23 protein-coding genes are annotated in these 22714 nt (G+C 63.9%); 13 read left to right on the top strand and 10 right to left on the bottom strand.

All coding sequences use genetic code 11. The annotated features are described in order from the left end of the window. Window positions 1-5: 5 nt before the first annotated feature. The 4 genes from kdpB to AC1DXM_RS12040 are packed head-to-tail and all read right to left on the bottom strand — an operon-like array spanning window position 6 to window position 4131. On the bottom strand, window positions 6-2099 hold the full coding sequence (gene kdpB, locus AC1DXM_RS12055) for a potassium-transporting ATPase subunit KdpB (protein ID WP_477233241.1): 2094 nt from the start codon (window positions 2097-2099) through the stop codon (window positions 6-8). After that, on the bottom strand, window positions 2096-2311 hold the full coding sequence (locus AC1DXM_RS12050) for a hypothetical protein (protein WP_477233240.1): 216 nt from the start codon (window positions 2309-2311) through the stop codon (window positions 2096-2098). Before AC1DXM_RS12050 ends, kdpB begins: the two co-directional genes overlap by 4 nt. An 8-nt stretch (window positions 2312-2319) precedes the next feature. Then, window positions 2320-4023: a potassium-transporting ATPase subunit KdpA gene (gene kdpA / locus AC1DXM_RS12045; RefSeq protein ID WP_477233239.1), complete on the bottom strand. Its 1704-nt coding sequence runs from the start codon at window positions 4021-4023 to the stop codon at window positions 2320-2322. Window positions 4024-4041: 18 nt separating this feature from the next. Beyond that, window positions 4042-4131, bottom strand: a complete 90-nt coding sequence (locus AC1DXM_RS12040) for a K(+)-transporting ATPase subunit F (RefSeq protein WP_023669708.1) — start codon at window positions 4129-4131, stop codon at window positions 4042-4044. A 404-nt stretch (window positions 4132-4535) separates the two neighbouring features. Between AC1DXM_RS12040 and AC1DXM_RS12035 the strand changes: the two genes are divergently transcribed. After that, window positions 4536-6329: an NAD(P)-binding domain-containing protein gene (locus AC1DXM_RS12035; RefSeq protein ID WP_477233238.1), complete on the top strand. Its 1794-nt coding sequence runs from the start codon at window positions 4536-4538 to the stop codon at window positions 6327-6329. 148 nt (window positions 6330-6477) lie between these two features. Here the strand turns inward: AC1DXM_RS12035 and AC1DXM_RS12030 are convergent, their stop codons facing one another. Together AC1DXM_RS12030 and AC1DXM_RS12025 are read right to left on the bottom strand one after the other, a co-directional pair. Then, the gene (locus AC1DXM_RS12030) at window positions 6478-7704 is read right to left on the bottom strand and encodes an amidohydrolase/deacetylase family metallohydrolase (RefSeq protein WP_477233237.1); all 1227 of its coding nucleotides are present in this window, start codon (window positions 7702-7704) and stop codon (window positions 6478-6480) included. Between the two features lie 29 nt (window positions 7705-7733). Further along, complete coding sequence (locus AC1DXM_RS12025) at window positions 7734-8099, bottom strand: RidA family protein (protein ID WP_112562601.1); 366 nt, start codon at window positions 8097-8099, stop codon at window positions 7734-7736. A gap of 188 nt (window positions 8100-8287) precedes the next feature. Between AC1DXM_RS12025 and AC1DXM_RS12020 the strand changes: the two genes are divergently transcribed. Further along, entirely contained in the window at window positions 8288-8773 is a 486-nt protein-coding gene (locus AC1DXM_RS12020; protein ID WP_477233236.1) for a hypothetical protein, read from the top strand. Between the two features lie 24 nt (window positions 8774-8797). Here AC1DXM_RS12020 and AC1DXM_RS12015 read toward each other — a convergent pair whose 3' ends face one another. Together AC1DXM_RS12015 and AC1DXM_RS12010 are read right to left on the bottom strand one after the other, a co-directional pair. Continuing rightward, entirely contained in the window at window positions 8798-9052 is a 255-nt protein-coding gene (locus AC1DXM_RS12015; protein WP_477233235.1) for a DUF982 domain-containing protein, read from the bottom strand. Between the two features lie 152 nt (window positions 9053-9204). Beyond that, window positions 9205-9435 (bottom strand): hypothetical protein, encoded by a 231-nt coding sequence (locus AC1DXM_RS12010; protein WP_477233234.1) that lies wholly within the window; start codon window positions 9433-9435, stop codon window positions 9205-9207. 152 nt (window positions 9436-9587) lie between these two features. On the opposite strand from AC1DXM_RS12010, the gene AC1DXM_RS12005 reads away from it, so the two are divergent. From AC1DXM_RS12005 to AC1DXM_RS11995, 3 genes are all read left to right on the top strand, one after another. After that, on the top strand, window positions 9588-10229 hold the full coding sequence (locus AC1DXM_RS12005) for a glutathione S-transferase family protein (protein WP_477233233.1): 642 nt from the start codon (window positions 9588-9590) through the stop codon (window positions 10227-10229). Window positions 10230-10365: 136 nt separating this feature from the next. Further along, window positions 10366-11868: a helicase HerA domain-containing protein gene (locus tag AC1DXM_RS12000; protein WP_477233232.1), complete on the top strand. Its 1503-nt coding sequence runs from the start codon at window positions 10366-10368 to the stop codon at window positions 11866-11868. Window positions 11869-12011: 143 nt separating this feature from the next. Beyond that, window positions 12012-12977, top strand: a complete 966-nt coding sequence (locus AC1DXM_RS11995; RefSeq protein WP_477233231.1) for a hypothetical protein — start codon at window positions 12012-12014, stop codon at window positions 12975-12977. A gap of 78 nt (window positions 12978-13055) precedes the next feature. Here AC1DXM_RS11995 and AC1DXM_RS11990 read toward each other — a convergent pair whose 3' ends face one another. After that, window positions 13056-13499 carry an SRPBCC family protein gene (locus AC1DXM_RS11990; RefSeq protein ID WP_477233230.1) on the bottom strand — a complete coding sequence of 148 codons (444 nt, stop codon included), beginning with the start codon at window positions 13497-13499 and terminating at the stop codon, window positions 13056-13058. 415 nt (window positions 13500-13914) lie between these two features. Between AC1DXM_RS11990 and eglC the strand changes: the two genes are divergently transcribed. From eglC to AC1DXM_RS11975, 3 genes are read left to right on the top strand one after another with little or no spacing between them, the layout of a single operon-like run. Then, on the top strand, window positions 13915-15339 hold the full coding sequence (gene eglC / locus AC1DXM_RS11985) for an endo-1,3-1,4-beta-glycanase EglC (protein ID WP_477233229.1): 1425 nt from the start codon (window positions 13915-13917) through the stop codon (window positions 15337-15339). Continuing rightward, a complete protein-coding gene (locus AC1DXM_RS11980) occupies window positions 15340-17112 on the top strand; it encodes a type I secretion system permease/ATPase (RefSeq protein WP_477233228.1) in 1773 nt (590 codons plus the stop codon). Window positions 17113-17115: 3 nt separating this feature from the next. Then, window positions 17116-18435, top strand: a complete 1320-nt coding sequence (locus AC1DXM_RS11975; protein WP_477233227.1) for an HlyD family type I secretion periplasmic adaptor subunit — start codon at window positions 17116-17118, stop codon at window positions 18433-18435. Here the strand turns inward: AC1DXM_RS11975 and AC1DXM_RS11970 are convergent. Then, window positions 18422-19411 (bottom strand): GlxA family transcriptional regulator, encoded by a 990-nt coding sequence (locus AC1DXM_RS11970; RefSeq protein ID WP_477233226.1) that lies wholly within the window; start codon window positions 19409-19411, stop codon window positions 18422-18424. The genes AC1DXM_RS11975 and AC1DXM_RS11970 overlap by 14 nt on opposite strands. 212 nt (window positions 19412-19623) lie before the next feature. Between AC1DXM_RS11970 and AC1DXM_RS11965 the strand changes: the two genes are divergently transcribed. The 5 genes from AC1DXM_RS11965 (at window position 19624) to AC1DXM_RS11945 (ending at window position 22703) form a co-directional block, all read left to right on the top strand. Continuing rightward, complete coding sequence (locus tag AC1DXM_RS11965; protein ID WP_477233225.1) at window positions 19624-19833, top strand: hypothetical protein; 210 nt, start codon at window positions 19624-19626, stop codon at window positions 19831-19833. 3 nt (window positions 19834-19836) lie between these two features. Further along, the gene (locus tag AC1DXM_RS11960; RefSeq protein WP_477233224.1) at window positions 19837-20268 is read left to right on the top strand and encodes a type II toxin-antitoxin system VapC family toxin; all 432 of its coding nucleotides are present in this window, start codon (window positions 19837-19839) and stop codon (window positions 20266-20268) included. Between the two features lie 97 nt (window positions 20269-20365). Further along, a complete protein-coding gene (locus tag AC1DXM_RS11955; RefSeq protein ID WP_477233223.1) occupies window positions 20366-21514 on the top strand; it encodes an amidohydrolase in 1149 nt (382 codons plus the stop codon). Window positions 21515-21603: 89 nt separating this feature from the next. Then, window positions 21604-21963, top strand: a complete 360-nt coding sequence (locus AC1DXM_RS11950) for a hypothetical protein (RefSeq protein ID WP_477233222.1) — start codon at window positions 21604-21606, stop codon at window positions 21961-21963. 299 nt (window positions 21964-22262) lie between these two features. Then, window positions 22263-22703 carry a hypothetical protein gene (locus AC1DXM_RS11945; RefSeq protein WP_477233221.1) on the top strand — a complete coding sequence of 147 codons (441 nt, stop codon included), beginning with the start codon at window positions 22263-22265 and terminating at the stop codon, window positions 22701-22703. Window positions 22704-22714: the final 11 nt, after the last annotated feature.

The following is a 22714-nucleotide window of genomic DNA, read 5'->3' as shown; positions in this document are numbered from 1 at the left end:
TTTCCTTAAGCGAGGCCGAGGCCGGTGACGATCATGTCGATCGCCTTGATGCCGACGAAGGGAACGATGATGCCGCCGAGGCCGTAAACCAGCAGGTTGCGGCTGAGCAGGGCGCCGGCGCCGATGGCGCGGTATTTGACGCCTTTCAGCGACAGCGGGATCAGCGCGATGATGATCAGCGCATTGAAGATGATGGCCGACAGGATGGCGCTTTGCGGTGTCGCCAGGTGCATGATGTTGAGCGCCTGCAACGGACCGGTGGTCTGCCCCGGCGCGACGTAGAAGACGGCGAACATCGCCGGGATGATGGCAAAATACTTGGCAACGTCGTTGGCGATCGAGAAGGTCGTCAGCGAGCCGCGCGTCATCAGCAGCGCCTTGCCGATCTCGACGATCTCGATCAGCTTGGTCGGATCGCTGTCGAGGTCGACCATGTTGCCGGCCTCGCGGGCGGCGACTGTGCCGGTGTTCATGGCAACGCCGACATCGGCCTGGGCAAGGGCGGGTGCGTCGTTGGTGCCGTCGCCGCACATGGCGACCAGCTTGCCCTTGGCCTGTTCGTCGCGGATCAGCTTCAGCTTGTCCTCCGGCGTTGCCTGGGCAAGGAAGTCGTCGACGCCGGCTTCCGCCGCGATCGCCGCCGCCGTCATCGGATTGTCGCCGGTGATCATCACAGTGCGGATGCCCATCTTGCGCAGCTCGGCGAAGCGCTCCCTGATGCCGCCCTTGACGATGTCCTTGAGGTGGACGACGCCGAGCAGTCGCCCGTCGCGCTCGACCGCCAGCGGCGTGCCGCCAGACTTGCCAATCTCGTCGGCGATCGCCTGGAGATCCTTGACGGTGTCGCTGCCGGGGCGCGCGCCATGGGTGGCCGATGTCGACTGGTTGACATAGGCGAGAACCGAATCGACCGCGCCCTTGCGCACCGACGAGCCATCGACGTCGACGCCGCTCATGCGGGTCTGCGCGGTGAAGGGCACGAAAGTGGCGTGCAGCGTTGCCATGTCGCGGGCGCGGATGGCGTATTTCTCCTTGGCCAGGACGACGATCGAGCGTCCCTCCGGCGTTTCGTCGGCGAGCGAGGCCAGCTGCGCCGCATCGGCCAGTTCCTGCTCGGTGACACCTTTGACCGGGCGGAACTCGGTGGCCTGGCGGTTGCCGAGCGTGATGGTGCCGGTCTTGTCGAGCAGCAGCGTGTCGACGTCGCCGGCGGCTTCCACGGCACGACCCGACATGGCCAGCACGTTGAAGCGCACCAGGCGGTCCATGCCGGCAATGCCGATGGCCGACAGCAGCGCGCCGATGGTGGTCGGGATCAAGGTGACGAACAGCGCGACCAGCACGGTCACCGAGATGTAGCCACCGGAATAGGAGGCAAAGCTCGGGATCGTCGCGGTGGCGAGCACGAAGATCAGCGTCATGCCGACGAGCAGGATGTTGAGCGCGATCTCGTTCGGTGTCTTCTGGCGCGCGGCACCTTCGACCAGCGAGATCATGCGGTCGAGGAAGGTGTGGCCGGAAGCGGCCGATATGCGCACGCGGATCCAGTCGGACAAAACCTGCGTGCCGCCGGTGACGGCCGAACGGTCGCCGCCGGATTCGCGGATGACGGGCGCGGACTCGCCGGTGATCGCCGCTTCGTTGACAGAAGCCACGCCTTCGATCACTTCGCCGTCGGACGGGATGATGTCGCCGGCTTCGACCAGCACGATGTCGCCGACCTTCAGGCTGGTGCCGGGCACCAGCTTGAATTTGGAGCGGTCCTCGCCGGCAAGCAGCTTGGCCTGCGTCTCGGTGCGCGCCTTGCGCAGCGAGTCGGCCTGCGCCTTGCCACGGCCTTCGGCAACGGCTTCGGCGAAGTTGGCGAACAGCACGGTGAACCACAGCCAGATGATGATCTGCAGGGTGAAGCCGAAATCGCCGCCACCAGTGAAGCGATCCCTGACGAAGAGGACCGTGGTCAGCAGCGAGACGATGGCGACGACGAACATCACCGGGTTCTTGACCAGGGTGCGCGGGTCGAGCTTCCTGAAGGCGCCGCCGATGGCGGGCCACAGGATGCTGGCATCCATGATGACAGCGGATTTGGACTGGCTCATTTGGTGGCTCCAGTATCTGAACTGTTGGCAGGCACCGATCGATCGGATGCCGAGAAAAGATGCGGCGGCCCGTAGGCCAGCAGCCAGATCACGATCATGACTGCCGCGAGGCCGAGGAAGGTGGACACGCCGGGGAAGGGAGGGGGAGTTTCTTCCCCCTCGGTGCCGGCGCGCGGCCGGCCCTTCGTGCGTTTTGGGTTGAACCAGGACATGACAAGCCTCAGAAGGTCTGCCCGTTGATGGCAGCCAGGTGCTCGACGATCGGTCCGATCGCCAGTGCCGGGAAGAAGGTCAGGCCAACGACGATCAGGATGACGCCGACGAGCAGGCCGACGAACAGCGGACCATCGGTCGGGAAGGTGCCGGCCGAGGCAGGCACCGTCTTCTTCGCCACCAGCGAGCCGGCAATGGCCAGCGCCGGGATGATGACCAGGAAGCGGCCCATCAGCATGGTGATGCCAAGCGTGATGTTGTACCAGGGCGTGTTGCCGGAAAGGCCGCCGAAGGCCGAGCCGTTGTTGGCCGCGGCCGAGGTATAGGCGTAGAGAACCTCGGAGAAGCCATGCGGCCCGCCATTGGCCATCGAGGCCACGGCGCTTGGCAGCACCACGGCGATGGCCGTGAAGGTCAGCATCGCCAGCGGCAGGCAGAGGATGGCGAGCATCGCCATCTTGACCTCCTTGGCCTCGATCTTCTTGCCGAGATATTCCGGCGTGCGGCCGACCATCAGGCCGGCAACGAAGACGGCGACGATGATGAACATCATGATGCCGTAGAAGCCGGCGCCGACGCCGCCGACGATGACCTCGCCGAGCTGCATGTTGACCATCGGGATCAGGCCGCCAAGCGCGGTGAACGAGTCATGCATGGCGTTGACGGCGCCGCAGCTTGCGGCCGTGGTGATGACCGCGAACAGTGCCGAAGCGGCAATGCCGAAGCGGCTCTCCTTGCCTTCCATGTTGCCGCCGTCGATGCCAAGCGCGTGAACCAGCGGATTGCCTGCGGCTTCGGCCCAGTAGCAGATGGCGACGCCGGCGATGAACAGCACGCCCATCGTGGCCAGGATCGCCCAGCCCTGGCGCTGGTTGCCGACCATTCGGCCGAAGACGTTGGTCAGCGCCGCGCCCAACGCGAAGATCGTCACCATCTGGATCAGGTTGGAGACAGCATCCGGGTTCTCGAAGGGATGCGCGGCATTGGCGTTGAAGAAGCCGCCGCCATTGGTGCCGAGCATCTTGATGGCGACCTGCGAGGCAACGGGGCCGAGCGCCAGCGTCTGCTTGGCGCCTTCCAGCGTGGTGGCGTCGACATACGGCCCCAGCGTCTGCGGTATGCCCAGCCAGACATAGACGAGGGAGAGCACGATGCAGAGCGGCAGCAGGATGTAGAGCGTGCAGCGGGTCATATCGACCCAGAAATTGCCGATCGACCTGACCGAGTGCCGGGCGAAGCCGCGGATCAGCGCCACCGCGATGGCGACGCCGACGGCGGCGGACATGAAGTTCTGCACGGTGAGGCCGGCCATCTGCACGAGATAGGACATCGTGCTTTCGCCGCCGTAATTCTGCCAGTTGGTGTTGGTGACGAAGCTGACGGCGGTGTTGAAGGCGAGGTTGGGCTCGACAGCGGTCATGCCCGCCGGATTGTAAGGCAGCACGCCTTGCAGGCGCTGCAGGACATAAAGCACCAGAAAGCTGGCGAGGCTGAAGAAGATGATGCCTGCCGAATAGGTCGTCCAGTGCTGCTCTTCGCGTTCACTGGTTCCCGAGATGCGATAAAGGCCGCGTTCAACCGGGCCAAGTATGGGCGAGAGAAAGGTGCGATCGCCGTTGAAGACGCGATACATGTAGCCGCCGAGCGGCTTCACCAGCAAAACGACGATCCCGCAATAGACGAGGATCTGTATCCATCCGTTGAGAGTCATAGCTTTCCGTGCCTTGCGTCAGAAGCGTTCTGGACGAACGAGAGCGTATGTCAGGTAGACGAGCAGGAACAAGGTCACGCCGCCACCGAGGATGTAATCGACAAGCATGATGTGATCCTTCCGCCTAAAGAGCGTCGCAAGCTTTGATGTAGGCGAGGGAAAGAGCGAAAAACAAAACGTCGATCCCGATGACGACAATGTCCATTGTGTTGGTCCTTGCTTCTGCTTGTATTTGGCGCCGGCTGCTGGCGAGCCAGAAATTCCATGAGAACGACCCGCCGTACCTCGATCGGTCACGACGGCCGGAGCGTTTTGCTCGAGATGGAATATGGACCCGATCGCCATAAAGGTTCGAGACGGGCCGCGGAGGAAAGATATAAAATTCCTATAAAGATTTCGCGCCAGCAGGCTCGATTCCGGGTCGCTCAAAAATCGATGCCTTGATATTGCGGCCCCCCTTGCGGCGGCGCCGTCTTTCGAAACAATGAGAGCGCAAAACAAGGGAAGAAAAGATGCTCGACATGGCCCCATCGAAACAGGCGGCGACATGGCTTTCCGCTCTTGCGCGGGCGCTGGAAGCGGACGACATCGAGGCGGCCGCCAACCTGTTCGTCGACGACTGCTACTGGCGCGATCTTCTGACCTTCACCTGGAACATCACGACCATGGAAGGCCGCGACGCCATCCGCGACATGCTGCAAGCGGCGCTGGCGGCAGCGAGGCCCTCACGCTGGACCCTCTCCAGCGAGGCGACCTCGGACGAGGGCACTGTCGAGGCCTGGTTCACCTTCGAAACCTCTGTCGCGCGTGGCGAAGGGATCTTGCGGCTTCGGGATGGCCGCTGCCGGACCTTGTTCACGGCGATGCGCGAGCTCAAGGGGTTCGAGGAACAAAAGGGTCCGGCGCGGCCGCTGGGGATCCGCCACAAGGCCGATCCTGAGCGCGAGACCTGGGCGGAGGCGCGGGCGCGCGAGACGCGCGACCTCGGCGCCACCGAGCAGCCCTATTGCCTGGTCATCGGCGGCGGCCAGGGCGGCATCATGCTCGGCGCGCGGCTGAGGCAGCTCGGCGTGCCCACGATCATCATCGAGAAGAATGCGCGTCCCGGCGATTCCTGGCGCAACCGCTACCGCTCGCTCGTGCTGCACGATCCGGTCTGGTATGACCATCTGCCCTACATTCCGTTCCCCGAGAACTGGCCGGTGTTCACGCCCAAGGATAAGATGGGCGACTGGCTGGAGATGTATACCAGGGTGATGGAGCTCAATTACTGGGTCGCCACCAAATGCGTCAGCGCCAGTTATGACGAGGCCGAGAAGGTATGGACGGTGGTGGTCGACCGTGTCGGCCGACACATCACGCTGAAGCCGAAGCACATCGTCTTTGCCACCGGCGCCTATGGTCCGCCACGGAAGATCGCGCTGCCGGGTTCAGAGGCCTTCAGGGGCGAGTTGCTGCATTCCAGCCAGTATGCGAGTGGCGAGAAATTTCGCGGCAAAAAGGTCGCGGTCATCGGCGCGGCAAGTTCCGGCCATGACGTCAGCGTCGACCTCTGGGAGAGCGGCGCCGACGTCACCATGATCCAGCGTTCGCCGACGACGGTGGTGAAATCCGACACGCTGATGGAAGTCGGCTTCGAGATCTTTTCGGAAAACGCGCTGGCGCGCGGCATCACCACCGACAAGGCCGACATGATCGTCGCCTCGACGCCATTCGCGCTGGTGCCCAAAGGCCAGCGCGACCTCTACGAGGTGATCAAGGAACGCGACGCGGTGTTCTACGACCGGCTGCGCGCTTCAGGCTTCGCCATCGATTTCGGCGACGACGAAACCGGGCTTTTGATGAAAGCTTACCGCACCGGCTCCGGCTTCTACATCGATGTCGGCGCCTGCGAACTGATCATCAATGGCGAGATCAAGGTGAGGAGCGGCGTCGGCCTCAAGTCGCTGACGCCGACCGGCATCGCCTTCGACGACGGCAGCGAGCTGGCGGTCGATGCGATCATCTCGTGCACCGGCTATCAGTCGATGAACGAAACGGTGGCTTCCATCGTCTCGCGCGAGGTCGCCGACAAGGTCGGGCCATGCTGGGGCCTCGGCTCCGGCGTCAAGGGCGATCCCGGACCGTGGCAAGGCGAATTGCGCAACATGTGGAAGCCGACGGCGCAGGAGGCGCTATGGTTCCACGGCGGCAACCTGGCGCTGTCGCGGTTTTATTCGAAATATGTGGCGCTGCAGATCAAGGCGCGGATGGAGGGGATTGCGACGCCGGTTTATGGGGCGGTGAGTAATGCGGGGCGCTACTGATCTCCCCCCTTGAGGGGGAGATGTCGCCGAAGGCGACAGAGGGGGTCGCCGCGCGTGGAGCGCTGACCTTCATCCGCCGCAAGCAGGTCGCGTCCGGTCGAACCGACCCCCTCTGGCCTACCGGCCATCTCCCCCTCAAGGGGGGAGATTACCCACGACCGAAATGCCGCGCCGCGACCTCGGCATGCGTATGCGACGCATGCGCCTCGAATCTCTCGGTCTCATTGTAATCGCCGGCCTCGTTCGGCCACCAGACACCGCCGATGGCGATGCCGTCCGAGGTGAGCCGCTGATCGGCGATCAGTGCTGCACCGACGGCGTCGACGAAAGTGAAGCGGCCGGAGGTCAGGCGTAGCACCGCGACATCGCCGACACCGCCGACCTTCAGCGTGCCGAGCTCCGGCCTGGCGATCGCTTCGGCAGGGCGCTGCGTGGCGGCGCGCAGGACTTCGACCAGCGGCATGCCGAGCGCCATCAGCTTCGACATGCAGACGAGGATGTCGAAGGCCGGGCCGTCGACGCAGTAGAGATGGACGTCGCTCGAGATGACGTCGGGCGCCAGGCCTTCGGCCAGCATGGCTTTGGCCACCGCAAAGTCGAACGAGCCCATGCCGTGGCCGATGTCGAAGATGACGCCGCGTTCGCGCGCCAGATACATGTCCGGCCGTACGGCGCCGGAGGCGAAGACCGGCGCGTTGGGGAACGGCCGGAAGCAGTGGGTGAGGATATCGCCCTTGCGCAGCCGCGGCAGCACTTCGGAGCGGCCGGGCGGCGGCTCGTCTATATGCGCCATCAGCGGCAGCCCGGCCCGGTCGGCGGCTTCGAGCGCGAGGTCCACCGGCGCAATGCCGCTGGTGCCGCCGGCATGCTTGCCGGAGCGCACCTTGACGCCGACGACGACATCGGTGTGCTCGCGCACCGCCGCCACCGTCTCGCGCGGTTCGCAGAGCCTCAGATCGCTGCATTCGCCGACCGAGACCGTCTGGGAAAAGCCGAATATGCCGGCAAAGGAGATGTTGACATAGGCGAGGATGCGCACCTTCGAGCGCTCGATGACGTGGCGGCGGAAACCGAGGAAATTGCCCGCACCCGCGCTGCCGGCGTCGATGAAGGTGGTGGTGCCGCTCTTGGCCGCCAGCCGGTCGGCGTCGACGCCGAGCGAGGTGCCGCCCCAGTAGACATGGCTGTGCAGGTCGATAAGGCCGGGCGTGACGATGCAATCCCTGGCGTCGACGACCTGCGTGGCGTGCTCGGCATCGATGGCGGCTTCGATCGCCGCAATGCGGCCATCGGCGATGGCGACATCGCGCACGGCGTCCAGGCCGGAGGCCGGATCGATCAGGCGGCCGCCCTTGATCAGGAGATCGAACTGCATCGGCGCCTCCGCTGGTATTTATCTACTGATCAAACCGGCCGGTAGGCGACGGCTTCGACCTCGATCTTGATGTCAATCATCAGCCGCGACTCGACCGTGGTGCGAGCCGGCGGGTTGCTGGGAAAATGTTTGGCGTAGACGGTGTTGAAGGCGCCGAAATCGCGCGCGTCCTCGAGCCAGACGGTGGTCTTGACGACATCGTCCATGGTGCAGCCGGCCAGTGCGAGTGCCGCCTTCACATTCTGCAGCACCTGCTCGGTCTGCTCCGTAATGCCGCCCTTGACCACGATGCGGTCAGCGTCGACCGGTACCTGCCCGGAGATGTAGACAAAATCGCCGGCGCGCACCGCCGGCGACAGCGGCACATGCGATGTTCCAAAACACTGTTTGGGCAAGGGAAAACTCCTGTTCAGACTTGGGCGGATCACGCCTGCGGTTGCGTTTCAGTCGACCGCTCTACGCCTCTCCCCATGATCCTCATAGGGGGCTTTTGGGAAAGCAAGATTTTTCCAGATGCGTGTTGCTTTATCAGGGCCCGGCCAGCATCTTGCGCGTCGCATTTTCCCGACAGGAGTTTTTTTAAATGACCTTCGACAAGAACCCGTTTCCGGAAGGCGATGCCGATCGTCACGCGCTCTGGGAAATGCTGGTGCGGCGCGACATCGACGCTTTCATCGGTCAGGACTGGTCGATGGTCGAGGATGATTTCGTCGCCGAAAGTTTCTTCGGCATGCACGCGCATTTCCTCAATGACGCCGACGCCTGGCGCCTGCAATTCCCGAGCCTTGCCGTCTATCGCGACGAGTGGTTGCGCCAGGCCAAGGAGACGGCGGCGACCAAATTCGCCGAGCCGCTGCGCGAAGCCCTGTTTCGCGTCACCAATATGCGCGACATCGATGTCGACGGCGATCGCGCGGTGCTGCACAAGAAGTTCAACGGTTCGGTGGCCAAGGCCGACGGCACCGTCGACCGGCTGAAATGGCAGACCCTGTATTTCTGCAGGAAGGTGTCGGGGCGCTGGAAGATTGCCGGCTTCGTCGGCTACATGCCGCACCCCCTGGGGAGCTGAGGCGCGCTCCGCAACGTCAGTAGGCTAATGCCGGCCTTCGCGCACGAACATGTTTGCTTCCCGGGCTGCGGCGGTGAAGGCGCCGCGCGCCGTGCCAACCGCTCGGCGCTGCTCCATCGCATCCATCATCGCTTTCAGCGCGGACCGGTATTTCGGGCCGCGATCCTCGTCCGGCCATCGGTCGACCAGCAGCGAGGCTGCCTGCACTGTTCCGGTCACGGTCAGGCCGCTGCCTTCGCTTTCGATGGTCACGGGAACGTCGAATTGTTCATCACGCATTGACGCTACTCCTGGAACTCAACCCTTTGTTTTGACGCAATTCCCAAGGGAAAGCGCTACGCGCTTTTTCCGGGAAAGCCGCTCACACTTTTCCTGGAATTGCTCGAACTTGAAGACGTCAGAAACGGCGTAATGCTCGTTTCGTTCCAGCGTCACTGCTTGCGGTGGTCGAATACGACCGCCATGGTCTTACCAATTGCCGCCATCACGATCAGTTCGACCAGATCGTCGTCGCTGTCGATGCAAGTCGGAGCCATGCGGCGGATGGCGTCGAGCGCCGCCCTGGTCGAGACGGTATCGCCGGCGCGGAATTTGGAAAGCGCAGAGGAAACAAGATTTTGAGCTGTCAGATCGATGACAGGTACGCTCGATACTGCGTTCATTGGCTTCCTCCTGCCAAGAACCCTCACCCGCAGGAATGATACGCCGAACGGCGATTTCCGCCAGCGGAATCGTGGTCCGACCAGATTGCCGAGCGGGCACGTTTGCGTGTTTGATAAGGTCGAGCCAACAGTGTCCAGGAACCGGCCCGAACATGAAACTGTACTTCAGCCGCAATCCCAATCCGCGCCTCGCGGTTGCAACGGCGCGTCATCTCAGGGTCAAGGTCGAGTTTGAGTTCGCGGCACCCATGGCGCCGGGGCAGGCCGAGCGGTTCCGACCGCTCAATCCCAATCTTACCCTGCCGACATTGGCATGGCCCGGCGGCAGCCTCTGGGAGGCCGACGCCATAGCCTGCCTGCTGTCGCGCGAGGCGGGTTCGGATTTCTGGCGCAATGGCGACGACCAACCCGACATGATCCGCTGGTTGAGCTGGGGCAAGGAGAATTTCGTCAGGGCCTGCGACACCGTGCATTTCGAGCGCGGCACCAAGCAGCGCTACGGGATTGGCCCGATCGACCAGGGTAAGGTCGAGGAAGGAACGGGCGAGTTTCGCAGAGCGGCAGGGATTCTCGAGGCCGAACTGTCCCAACGGCAGTGGCTGGTCGGCAGCTCACTTTCCTATGCCGATTTTCGCATGGCGACGTTCCTGCCCTTCAACGATGTCGCCGGCCTGCCGTTGGATGATTATCCATCGGTCCTCAGTTGGTATCGCCGGCTCGAGGCCATCGACTCCTGGCGCGATCCCTTTGACGGGCTGGATGCGCCGCTTTTGCCGCCGGTGAAGCCGGTCTAGCCAGCTTTTCAACCGGCCAGACCGGCCAAGTGTGGCGCTTTGGCAGCATAGGTGTGGAACACCGAGCCTGTTGCCTCGGCGCGCTCGACGGCTTGCGGTCGGGTTGATAAGCCCTCTCCTCAAGGAGAGTCGCGACATGACCGTAGCCATCGAGATGGGACAGACGTCGGCGGGCGCGCCGGCGGCGCTCGACCTTGAGGAGCTGCTCGCGACCCGGCTTCTGGTGCAGGGCAATTCCGGCTCCGGCAAATCGCATCTTTTGCGCCGGCTCTTGGAGCAGAGCGCGCCCTGGGTACAGCAGACCATCATTGATCCCGAAGGCGATTTCGTCTCGCTGGGCGACCATTACGGCCATCTGGTGATCGATGCCGAGGAGCATACCGAGCGCGGCCTGCAGGCGGCCGGCGAGCGGGCGCGCATCCACCGCGTCTCCACCGTGCTCAATCTCGAAGGGCTCGACGCCGAGAACCAGATGCGGCGCGCCGCCGCCTTCCTCGGCGGCCTCTTCGAAGTCGCCCGCGAGCACTGGTACCCGATGCTGGTGGTGGTCGACGAGGCGCAGCTGTTCGCCCCGGCGGTGGCCGGCGAGGTGTCCGACGAAGCGCGCAAGCTCTCGCTCGGCGCCATGACCAATCTGATGTGTCGTGGCCGCAAACGCGGCCTTGCCGGCATCATCGCCACCCAGCGGCTGGCCAAGCTCGCCAAGAATGTCGCGGCGGAAGCCTCAAATTTCCTCATGGGCCGCACCTTTCTCGACATCGACATGGCGCGCGCCGCCGACCTTCTCGGCATGGAGCGGCGCCAGGCCGAGGCGTTCCGTGACCTGGAGCGGGGGCACTTCATGGCGCTCGGGCCGGCGCTGTCGCGCCGTCCGCTCGGCGTGCGCATCGGCCAGACCGAGACAAGCCCGCGCAACGGGACGCCGCGGCTGATGGCGATGCCGGAATCGGCACTTGAGGACGCCCGTGCGATCATCCTGGCGGCGCCGCCGCCCGAGACGATGCGCGCACCGCGCCGGGTGGCATCGCCCGACCTGCTCGACCAGCTGATGGCGGCCAAGTCTGCGGCGTTGGAAATCCGCCCCGAACCGGCGGAGCCGGCGGTAAGCGCCGAGGATCTGGCCGAGCGGCGAGAGCGGGTGGACCGTGTCCTGCGCGCCATCCTGGCGCAGCCCGATGCGGGCTTTCGCGTCATCGGCGTGCTCTATCAGGAGTTCGTGGTCCGCTGCCGCATCGAAGGGCTTGCTTCGGTTGTGCCGGACCTCTCCGAATTCCGCCGCATGCTGACACGAGCCCGCGCCGGTCTCGGCGCCGACATGGCAGGCGATGACGCCTGGCAAGATGTTTCCGTCCGCGCGTCGCTGCTGCCCGAGGACATGCAGGGCGTGTTCATGATGATCGCGCGCGCCGCCAAGGAAGGCTGGCCGTGCCCGAGTGACGCGGCGATCGCGCGCGCCTACGGTTCGCACTCGCTGCGCCGCGCCAGGCGCCTGCTCACCTATATCGAGGAGCAGGGTCTCATCGTCTGCCAGCTCGACGGCACCGGCCGTCGCACGGTGACGCTGGTCGAACTCGCCTGGGCAACGGCGCCCGGCGACCCCAATGCCGCGGAGGCGGAGCAGGGCAGTTTGGCACTGTGAGGCACGCCGTGACGGTCGCTCGCGGGCGTAGCACATCGCTTATGTAGGCGGTTCTGAACAAGATGTGTTTCGCCGATCGGTGCGCGGCGAATTATGATCGCTTTCTGAGAATCGCAGAACGGTTCGGGCGGGAGGGTTGTCCGGTGCGGTTGAAATCTCTGGCTGTCTTTGTCCTCGGCATCCTTGCCGTCGCCGTCATTGCGATCACGGTGTCGGCCCGGTCGTTTGCCGCGTCCTCCGATATCCCGGCATGGTTGCAGGCTCATGTCGGCGATGGCGACGGCGAAATCTCTCAAGTGGTGCTGGAACGGGCGCGCGCGCTTTATCAGAAGAAGGTGTCGCAGGGCGCGGTCCACAATGGCTGCTATTTCGCCATGGATGCGACGCGTCCGGGCGATCTCGGCGGCGGTGCGTTGGGGCGGCGCTACTACGTCATCTGCGAAGCCAAGCAGTCGTTTCGCGCGATTTCGTCAGGGCATGGCGGCGGCCGCAATCTGAAGGGCGTCGTCGATTTCTCCAATGGGAAACGCTGTGCGAAAAACTTCGGCAATGCCCTGGACTCGTCCTTGACGATGGGCGGCGCCTATATGACCAGCGAGGCAAAGACGTCATTCAAGGGTTTCTATCGCGTCGGCGCGAAGCAGGATCAGATTCTGCAACGCACCTTTATCCAGTTCGACGGCGAGGGTGAGACGGCGAACGCCAGGCAGCGTGTGATCGGCGGCCACGCGGCGCGGCTGTTGCGCGGCATGTGCCTGCGCAAGAAGTCGAACAGCTCCTACGCCGACCATGACGGCTTTGTGCCCTACGGCAAGCTGGTCGACTATGCCGGCGGCCGCAGCAATGGCTGCACTAGCTGGTCGCCGGCCGATGCCGACCAGATCATTTCGATGGTGAAGGGCAATCCGACGACGCTCTACATCTACCCGGAATCGCGCGACATCGCCGCCGTCGGCAAAGCCGGCGCCTACTGGAACGCGTCCTGCCTGAAGGAGATCGGCAAGCCGAAATTCTGGCCGCGCCAGCGCCTCGAGCCGATCATCGCGCAATACAAGAAGGACAACCCGCCACCGCCGCCGCAGCCGCTGCCGATCTGCAGCGGGCCGTGAGGCGATGAGAGCTCGGCTCGGCATTGTCGCGGCGCGGGCTGGGCCGCGCCGCCGTCGATTTGCGATGGGGTGGTGGCTCTACTGATTGATCTCGGGTTCGACGAGCTTTGCCAGGTTCCTGAGCGACTCCTGCCAGCCCAGATAGCACGCCTCGGCCGGAATGGCGTCCGGAATGCCCGCCTGCGTGATATCGAGTTCCGTGCCGACCGACACTTTCTTCAAGGTCACGGTCACCACGATCTCGCCGGGCAGGTTGGGATCGTCGAACCTGTCGGTGTAGCGCAGGCTTTCGCCGGGAACGAGCTCGAGATATTCACCGCCGAAGGCGTGGCTGCCGCCCGTGGTGAAGTTGCGGAACGACATCTTGAAAGTGCCGCCGACTTTCGCCTCGAAGCTGTGCACCGAGCAGGTGAAGCCGTTCGGCGGAAGCCATTTCGCCAGTGCATCGGCTTCAGTGAACGCGCGGTAGACCTTCTCCGGGCTGGTCGTCAGAACGCGGTGCAAACGTACGGTGCTTGGCATGTCTTCGGTATCCTTTGTGGTTCGTTGGTCGATGCCCCAAGGACGGTCGGGCTTCGACCGATCCGACATTGCTTGTCAAATTTTTAGACCCTTTGCCTGCGACCATCCATCCTGCGCTTCCGAAGTGCCGCTTCAGGCGTGCAGCCGGGGCGCGACGAATTGCATGCATCATCGACAATTTGCCTAATCTTTCGGCACAAATTTCACAATATTTATTAAAATTTATCAAGTCTCACCCTTAAATTGTATTAGGGTTGGCTTATTATACTCAGCTTGATATATTTTCACGAGTGACGATCTTCTTCGTGTACTATAGGATGATTCCCTGGAGCCAGGGATTAATCTAAACGTTGATCCGAGGTGATCGCTCGAAGGTTGTCGAGCGGCCAAGGCAGCACGCGCAAGGAGTGTCCGAATGAGCACCGTCCTCAACGCCAAAGGCATTCCGCTTCCCTACACCGGGGCTTCCACCCACTGGTTTTCGGCGACCGGGGCCGGGCCGCAGCTCTACGGCACTTCGGGCAACGATTCCTTCTGGGGCGACACCAGCGTCAAGGTCACCATGTATGGCGGCGCGGGCGATGATTATTACCACCTCTATTCGACGATCAACAAAGCGGTCGAGCTGCCCGGCGAGGGTATCGACACGATCGACACCTGGATGAGCTACAAGCTCCCCGACAATTTCGAGAACCTCGTCGTCACCGGCGCCAATCACTACGCGTTCGGAAATTCGCTCGACAACATCATCAAGGGCGGCACCAGCAGCCAGACGTTCGACGGCGGCCTGGGTAACGACGTGCTGATCGGCGGTGGCGGCACTGACACTTTCATCATCACCAAGGGCCACGGCAGCGACCTGATCACCGATTTCGGCGCGGACGACACCATTCGGCTCAATGGCTACGACTTCATGTCGTTCGACGCCGTCAAGGCGCATATGACGCAGGCGGGAGCGAACGTTGCGCTGACCCTCGGATCCGACGAGGTGCTGGTGTTCAACAACACCACCATCGACAAGCTGCAGCCCGGCCAGTTCGAGCTGCCGGTCGACAAGTCCGGCATGACGCTGTCGTTCTCCGACGACTTCAACACGCTGAGCCTTCACAATAGCCAAGGCGGCACGTGGGACACCAACTTCTGGTGGGGCGCGCCGAACGGCAGCACGTTGACCCAGAACAACGAGCTGCAGTGGTATATCGACGCCAATTACGCGCCGACGAGCTCGGTCCATCCGTTCAGTGTGGCAAGCGGCGTTCTCACCATCACCGCGGCGCAGACGCCGGCGGACATCAAGCCGCTGATCAACAACTACGAATACACCTCCGGGCTCCTGACCACACACGACTCCTTCTCGCAGACCTATGGCTATTTCGAAATGCGGGCCGACCTGCCCGAAAACACCGGGGCCTGGCCGGCTTTCTGGCTGTTGCCGGAAGACGGCTCATGGCCGCCGGAGCTGGACGTCGTGGAAATGTACGGCCAGAACCCGAACCAGCTTCTGATGACCGCGCACACGAATGCGACAGGGCAGCACACCACGGTCGGGTCGACGGTGAATGTCTCGGACACCGCCAGCTTCCACACCTATGGCCTTTTGTGGGCGCCGGACAAGCTGGTCTGGACCTACGATGGCGTCCAGGTCGCGGAAGCGGCGACGCCGTCCGATATGAACAAGCCCATGTATATGCTGGTCGACCTTGCGATCGGCGGTCAAGCCGGCGCGCCGCCCGACCATCTCGCCACGCCCGCGCAGATGAAGATCGACTATATCCACGCCTATACGCTGAACGATTTGCAGCAGAGCCATCTGAGCGCAACAGGCGAGCACGCGGTCTAGATGTCGCGGGACCGCGCGCCGCTGAGGGATGCGGCCATCCGGCCCGGCCTGCGCCCGGTCTTCCTGCGCGCCGTCGCCGATATTGGCGTCTTCTCGTTGCTGATCAACATCCTGCTTCTGGTGATTCCGCTCTATCTGCTGCAGGTCTATGATCGGGTGCTGCCGTCCTCCAGCGTCGAGACGCTGATTTATCTCTCGGCCATGGCGGTCGTCGCGCTCGCCTTCCTCGGCCTGCTGGATGCGGTTCGCGCCATTTACGCGCAGCGTATTGCGGCCACCGTCGACCAGAAACTGGGCGCGCGGACATTCGCTGCCTCGCTTGGCGCCAGATATGCCGGCAGCGCGCTGTCGCCGCTGAACGACCTTGCCACGGCCTGCGCCTTCATCAGGTCACGCGGCGTGGCGGTGCTGTTCGACCTGCCGTTTGCGCCCGTCTTCCTCGCCTTGCTCTATTTCATCCATCCCGTCCTGTTCTGGCTGACGCTCGCCGGCGCCGTGCTGCTGTTTCTCCTCGTCGTGGCCAACCAGTCTGCCATCGGCAGGAACGATGCCATGTCGGCGGAACGCTCTGCCGTGGCCAGCCAGGCGGAGCAGGCCTTTGCCCGCAACAAGGACACGCTGCGCGCCATGGGCATGGTGCAAAATGCGGCCGCGGTTTGGGGGCAGCACGTGGCCGAAGCGCTGACCCTGCACGACCGTTCCGGAAGCGCCAACGCGATCTTCAGCGCGACATCACGGTCGCTGCGCATGATGCTGCAGCTGGCGATCCTAGGCGCCGGCGCGTGGCTGGTGCTGCAAGGGCAGATGACCGCCGGCATGATCTTCGCGTCCTCGCTGGTGTCGTCGCGCGCGCTGCAGCCGCTCGACCAATTGATCGGATCGTGGCGGCAGATCGTCGACGCCAGGCGATGCTGGAAGCGGTTGGGCGCCGCGCTTGCGGCGCAACCTTCGGAAGCGCGCAAGCTCGTCCTGCCCGATCCGTCCGGCGCGATTTCGGTGCAGGATCTTTTCTTCATTGCGCCGAATGCGTCCTTCGGCACGGAGCCCATCCTGAAGCGGCTGAATTTTACCATCGGCGCCGGTGAAGCGGTGGCGATCGTCGGCCCGAGCGGCGCGGGCAAATCGACGCTGGCGAAACTGCTTGTCGGGGCACTGCAGCCGACCGGCGGCGCGGTCAGGATCGACGGCGCCGACCTGAGGAGCTGGGACGAAACCCAGCTTGGCAGGCATATCGGCTATCTCCCGCAGGAGGTCGAACTTTTCCCCGGATCGATCGCGCAAAACGTCGCCCGCTTCGACTCCGCTGCCGATGACGCAGCGATCGTCGAAGCGGCCAGGCATGCCGAGGCGCATGAGCTGGTGCTTACGCTGCGCGATGGCTATCAGACCGTGATCGACCCGTTGCACACCGTGCTGTCGGGCGGTGAGCGTCAGCGGATCGGGCTGGCGCGCGCCCTCTACGGCAAGCCACGCATGCTGGTATTGGACGAGCCCAACGCCCATCTAGACGGCAGTGGCGAAACGGCGCTCGAGGCGATGCTGTCGGCCGCGCGCGGCGCCGGCGTCACGGTGCTGGTGATCACGCATCGCCCGTCGATCGCGGCGGCCTGCGACCGCGTGATGGTCCTGCGCAACGGCGCGATCGAAGCCTTCGGCCCCGCGAGCGAAGTGCTGCGGCAATCCACAACCGCCAAGGGCGTTGCCGGGAGCGCGGTGGTGACGGGCTCGTTTGTGCCGACCGTGCGCCCGCACAGCGTCCGCTTCGGATCATAGACGATGATGCAGCAGAGCCTTGCCTTCGAAAGCCGACCGCGCACCGACTTCCGCCGCACGGCCGTTGTTGGCTACGCGGCCATAGCGCTTTTCGCCGGCTGCTTCGGCTATTGGGCGGCGAGCGCGCCGCTCTCCGGCGCGGTGATCACGTCCGGCACGATCTCGGCGACCGGCGGCAACATCCTCATCCAGCACCCCGAGGGCGGCATCATCGAGCAGTTGCTGGTGCATGAGGGCGACCGCGTGCAACAAAGCGAGCCGCTGGTCCTCCTCGACCGCACGGCGGCCGAGGCCGACCTCAACCGGCTGACCAGACAGTCGATCGCGCTCAGGGCAAGTGCTGCGCGGCTGGAAGCGGAGCGCGATGGATCGGACAGGCTGGCGCCGATCACCGATGCGGCACCCGCGCCGTTCCAGAGCGACTTCGACAATCTGGTGCGCGAACAGCAGAAGGAGTTCGACGCCAGGCTCGCCCGGTTCCGGTCCGAGCAGTCGATCCTGGCGCAGCGCGTCGCCATGCATGGCGAGTCGGCGCTGGGCCTGGACGCGCAGAAACTGGCCATCCAGCAACAGGCCGACATCGTGAAGAAGGAGCTCGGCATCAAGGCCAGCCTGCTCGACAAGGGCCTCACCAACCGCAGCGAATATTCGCAGCTTCTGCGCAGCGAGGCCGATCTGGTCGGCCAGGCCGGTGCGCTGGAGGCGGACCTTGCGGCGACCAAGACGCAGATCGTCGAAGCCCAGGCGCAGGTCGAGCGCGCGACCACGCAACGTGTCGAGGAGGCGCTGACCAAGCTCGACGAGGTCCGCACCAAGCTGGCCGACATCGGTGAACAGATCACCGCGGCAGAAGCGGTGCTGAAGCGCACGACGATCAAGGCGCCGGCAGCCGGCATCGTGGTGTCGTCGACCTACAATTCCAAGGGCAGCGTGATTGCGCCTGGACAGAAGATTATGGAGATCCTGCCCACCGCGTCAGGTCTCATCGTCGACGCGAAGCTGCGGCCGAAGGACGTGGATCTGGTTCGCGTCGGCCAGCCGGCGAAACTCAGATTGTCGGCCCTCAACGCGCGCCTCACGCCTGAGGTCCCGGCGACGGTGACAGAGATTTCGGCCGACCGGCTGATCGATGAAACCACGCACGAGGCGTATTTCCGCGCCAGGCTGAAGATTACGGACACGCTGCCGCAGGGGGTGAAGGCCGGGCAGCTTTACCCGGGAACGCCGGTCGAGGCGTTTATCAGCACCGGCGACAGGACCTTCTTCGAGTATCTTGCGCGGCCGATGCTGGATTCGTTCGCGCGGGCGTTCACGGAGCGGTAGGCGAGGGTGCCCCACCCGGCATTCGGCCCGGATGCCTGAGATGGGTCGGCGTGATGCCGGTCTGCTGGCGGAAGACGCGGCTGAAATGGCCGGCATTGGGAAAGCCGCAGCGGTAGGCGATGTCGCCGATTGCCAAGTCGCTCCCTTCCAGCAGCGACTTGGCTTGATGCACGCGCAACGCAAGATAGGCCGCCATCGGGCCTATGCCGAGCTCGGCGCCGAACAGCCGCTCGAGCTGGCGCCGCGATAAATTCAGCCGGCTCGCGATCTCGGCGACCGACAGCGTCTCCTGGAGGTTGCTTTCCATCAGCAGCAAGGCCCGCTTCACGGCGCGGCTCGACGCCGCGGGAAAGAGGTCGCCGACGGGCTGCACGTCGCGGCTCGAGCGGATGCGGTCGAGCACGAGGATCTTGGCGGCTTTTTCCGCTGCCTTGCGGCCGATGAACTGCGAGACGAAATGGCCGGCAAGGTCGGCCGCACCCGTGCCGCCGGCGCAGGTCGAACGGCCGCGGTCGACGGAAAACAGGCTGTCGGCATGGGCGTTCACGTCAGGGAACTGGCTGCGGAAATCCTTGATGTGGAACCAGCTGACGGCGGCGCTGTAGCCATCGAGCAAACCGTAGCGCGCGAGCACGAAGCTGCCGGTGCAGAGCGCCGTCAGCGGCACGCCCTTTTCGGCGGCGCGCAACAGGAAGGCCTCCTTTTCGGAGCTCAGGCTGCGGTTGGTGTCGAGCAGGCCGCCGACCACGACGACATTGTCGAACTCCTCCGGATTGCCCATCGCCTTGGTTGGCAGCAGTTCGACACCGCAGCTCGCCCGGATCGGCAGGCCGCGTTCGCCGACGATCTCCCAATCGAACTCGATCCTGCGGCTGCGGTCGCCCTCATCGCCGGCCAGCCGCAGCGTGTCGATGAACAGCGACAGCGGCGACAGCGTGAAGTCGCGAACCAAGAGAAACGCAAACCGCCTGGCCATTGTTGTTCCGGAACCGTCCCTCGGCTGATGGAGCCTGATATCACCCGAAGGTTTGGCACAGGCATGCGCGCCGTGCTTCTCAGGAGCGGCCGCCGAATGTCGGAGATGAGATCGACGACTTTCTGATCCGCCGTGGACGTCACGGCATCGCCTTTGGCTTCAGCAGGCCGAGACCGCTCGCATTGGCCACAATTTGTCGTTATATTGTGGGTATGACAAAAGCACTGATCAAACAGGAACCGACCGGCAAGTGGGTGGTGCGTGATTCGCGCAGCGGTCGCTTCATTGAAGTCCATGGCGCCGATTCGATGAAGTCCTCACAGCTGCCTCTGAAAAAGAGCGTGGACCTCACGAAGCCAATCGCCGAGCAGGCCTTCAAAGGCGTCTCCCCAAAGGAACGCAAGTCCTCCATAAAGAACTGATCCTTGGCGGGGGCGCTGCTCGACACCCATACGTTCTATTGGCTGGTAACGGCTGCGCGCACCCTTTCAGAAGAAGCCCTCATCGCAATCGCTGAAAGCCAAGTCGCCGGAAAACTTTATGTATCTCCGATTACTGCATGGGAACTGACGATCGCCTCCCGCAAGCCAGTGCATAAGAATCCGCCAAACCTGGGTGCAGGGACACCCGCGAGGTGGTTCTCGGAAGCGGTTGCCGCTACGGGTTCGAAGATCATCCCAATCAAGCTACGGATCGCCTGCGAGGCAGCGGCTGTTGCGACCGATACCGGGCATAAGGACCCTGGCGATTGCTATCTGATAGCGACGGCGCGAGTAAGAAAAATTCCCATCATCACCCGCGACACAATCATGTTGGAGCTTGCTTCGACGGACTATCTGCGGGTCATTGTGTGCTGAGTTTGCTGTGTGCCAATCACCTCAGGCATTGATCGGCGCGGCGCGAGAAAAACCCTATCGTGTTTGTGTGACCTGTAGCGCCACCGGAGCGGAAAACATGACCCTGACCAATCGCGATATCATCGAGCTGACGGCGTGGCGGCGCAAGCTGCACCAGAAGCCGGAGATTTCGAACGAAGAAGAGAACACGGCCAAGGAAGTCGTCTCCTTCCTCGCCGACACCGGGCCGGACAAGGTGCTGACCGGTCTGGGCGGACATGGTGTGGCCGCGGTCTATGACAGCGGCCAGGCAGGGCCGACGGTGCTGTTCCGCTCGGAGCTCGATGCGCTGCCGATCGAGGAACTTTCGGGCGTCGACCATGCCTCGCAGGTGCCGGGAAAATCGCATATGTGCGGCCATGACGGGCATACCGCGATCCTCGCCGCACTCGGCCGCCAGCTCGGGCGTGATAGGCCGGCGCGCGGCCGCGTCGTCTTGATGTTCCAGCCGGCGGAAGAGACCGGAAATGGTGCGGCCGGCGTCGTCGCCGATCCGCGCTTTGCCGAGATCGCGCCGGATTTTGCCTTCTCGCTGCACAATCTGCCCGGCGTGCCGCTCGGCGAGGTGCGGCTCAAGCCCGGCGTGGTCAACTGCGCCTCGCGCGGCATGCGCATCGTGCTGGAGGGCAAGACCGCGCATTCCTCCATGCCCGAAACCGGGTTGTCGCCGATGCCGGCGATCAGCCAGCTGATGCCGGCGCTGCCCGCGCTCGGGCGCGGCACCTTTGCCGATGACGATTTCAGCATGGTGACCGTCACCCATGCGACGATGGGCGAGGCCGTGTTCGGCATCTCGCCTGCTCACGCCGAGGTGTGGGCGACGCTGCGCACAAGGCGCGACGAGCGCATGGCGGAGCTGGTCGCTGCCGCCGAAGTGCTGGCCGCCAGGATCGCGGTCGAGAACCGCCTGTCCGTCCGCTGCGATTACCACGAGATCTTCGTCGCCAGCGTCAATGCGCCGGATGCGGTGGAGCATCTCAACCGCGCACTGGACGAAGAAGGTGTCATGCGCAGCGAGGAAGCCCTGCCAATGCGCGCTTCGGAAGATTTCGGCATTTTCGGCCACAAGGCCAAGTCGGCGATGTTCTTCCTCGGCGCCGGCGAGCGCACCCCTTCGCTGCACAATCCGGACTATGATTTTCCCGACGACCTGATCCCGATCGGCTCGAAAATCTTCATGCGCACCGCGCGCAACCTGCTGGGCTGAGCGGCTGTGCGAAATCCGCTCGCCGAAGCTGCCTTTTTGCGGCTCGAATCATCCTGTAGTCGCCGCCCTAAATTAGGAGGGGCTTGCGGATGAGGATTGCAATGGTCGTCGCATTGACCGCGACAGTGGCGGGATGTGTCAGTTCTCCGGTCCAGTACGGCGCATCGCTTTCGCCGCAGGACCCGAAATGGGCGACGCCGGAATGCCAGCAGGCCCGCACCGATGCCATGAATTACGACCAGCGCGAGAAGGGGCAGCCGGGATGGGGCTTTGGCGTGCTGCTTGGGCCCTACAGCATGGGCCTCGTCGCGGCAGCCAAGGAACATCAGCAGCAGCAGCGAAGGCTGCTTGCCCGCCAGGTGCATCTGCAGTGCTCGAGCCTGCCGCTGCCGAAGGGTCTGGACTTCGATCCACAGATCTACGCGCCAAAGCCGGCGAAGTATCCGTAGCGGCGGCGGCCTAATTTACCCCGGTTCAATCATAAATGGCAGCGCCTGCCCCTCACTCCGTTTCGGCCCGGTACAGGATGAACACCAATGGTGGTGTCGGTGCCTCGGCCGCGCTTCGGCTCCCGCCGTCTTCGGTGTTCCAATCGGCGTATGACTTCACTTGCCCTCTTTTCGTGGTGATCATTCCCGCATCCATCTTCCAGTAGCCTGCCTGGAACCAAATCCCAGCCTAAACTGTTCAAGTTTGATTCGACGCCGCCTGCCGGTTGGGTAAGCGGCGCACTTGAGGAGCTTCCATCATGACCATCTCATCCAGCTTTCGTTCGCTCGCGGTTGCGGCCATCGCCACTCTTGCTGTCAGCGCCGCCAGTGCCGCGCATGCCGACAGCGGCACGATCCGCTTTGCCGTCTACAAGGCGGCCTTCTTCGTCGGCGGCTCCGGCGGCGAGGGCACGCTGACCTTCCATGGCCGCTCCTATCCCATCTCGATCGGCGGCGTTTCGGGCGGCTTCGCCTTCGGCGTGTCCAAGACCTATTTCCGGGGCACCGTGCGGCACATCAGAAGGGTTCGCGATGCGACCGGGGTTTACGGCGCGGCGGGCGGTGGCGGCGCGCTCGGCAAGGGCGCGCAGGTGATCGTCATGACCAACGACAAGGGCGCCACGCTCGAGCTCACGGGCCGGCAGGTGGGGCTGCAGGTGAATGCGGATTTGAGTGGGATGGCGATTTCGTTGAAGTAGGGGTGACACCA

The sequence above is a fragment of the Mesorhizobium sp. P3_A2 genome (assembly GCF_056403115.1).
Note: the sequence above shows the minus strand (reverse complement) of the source record. Positions and strands in the feature narration are given on the sequence as shown.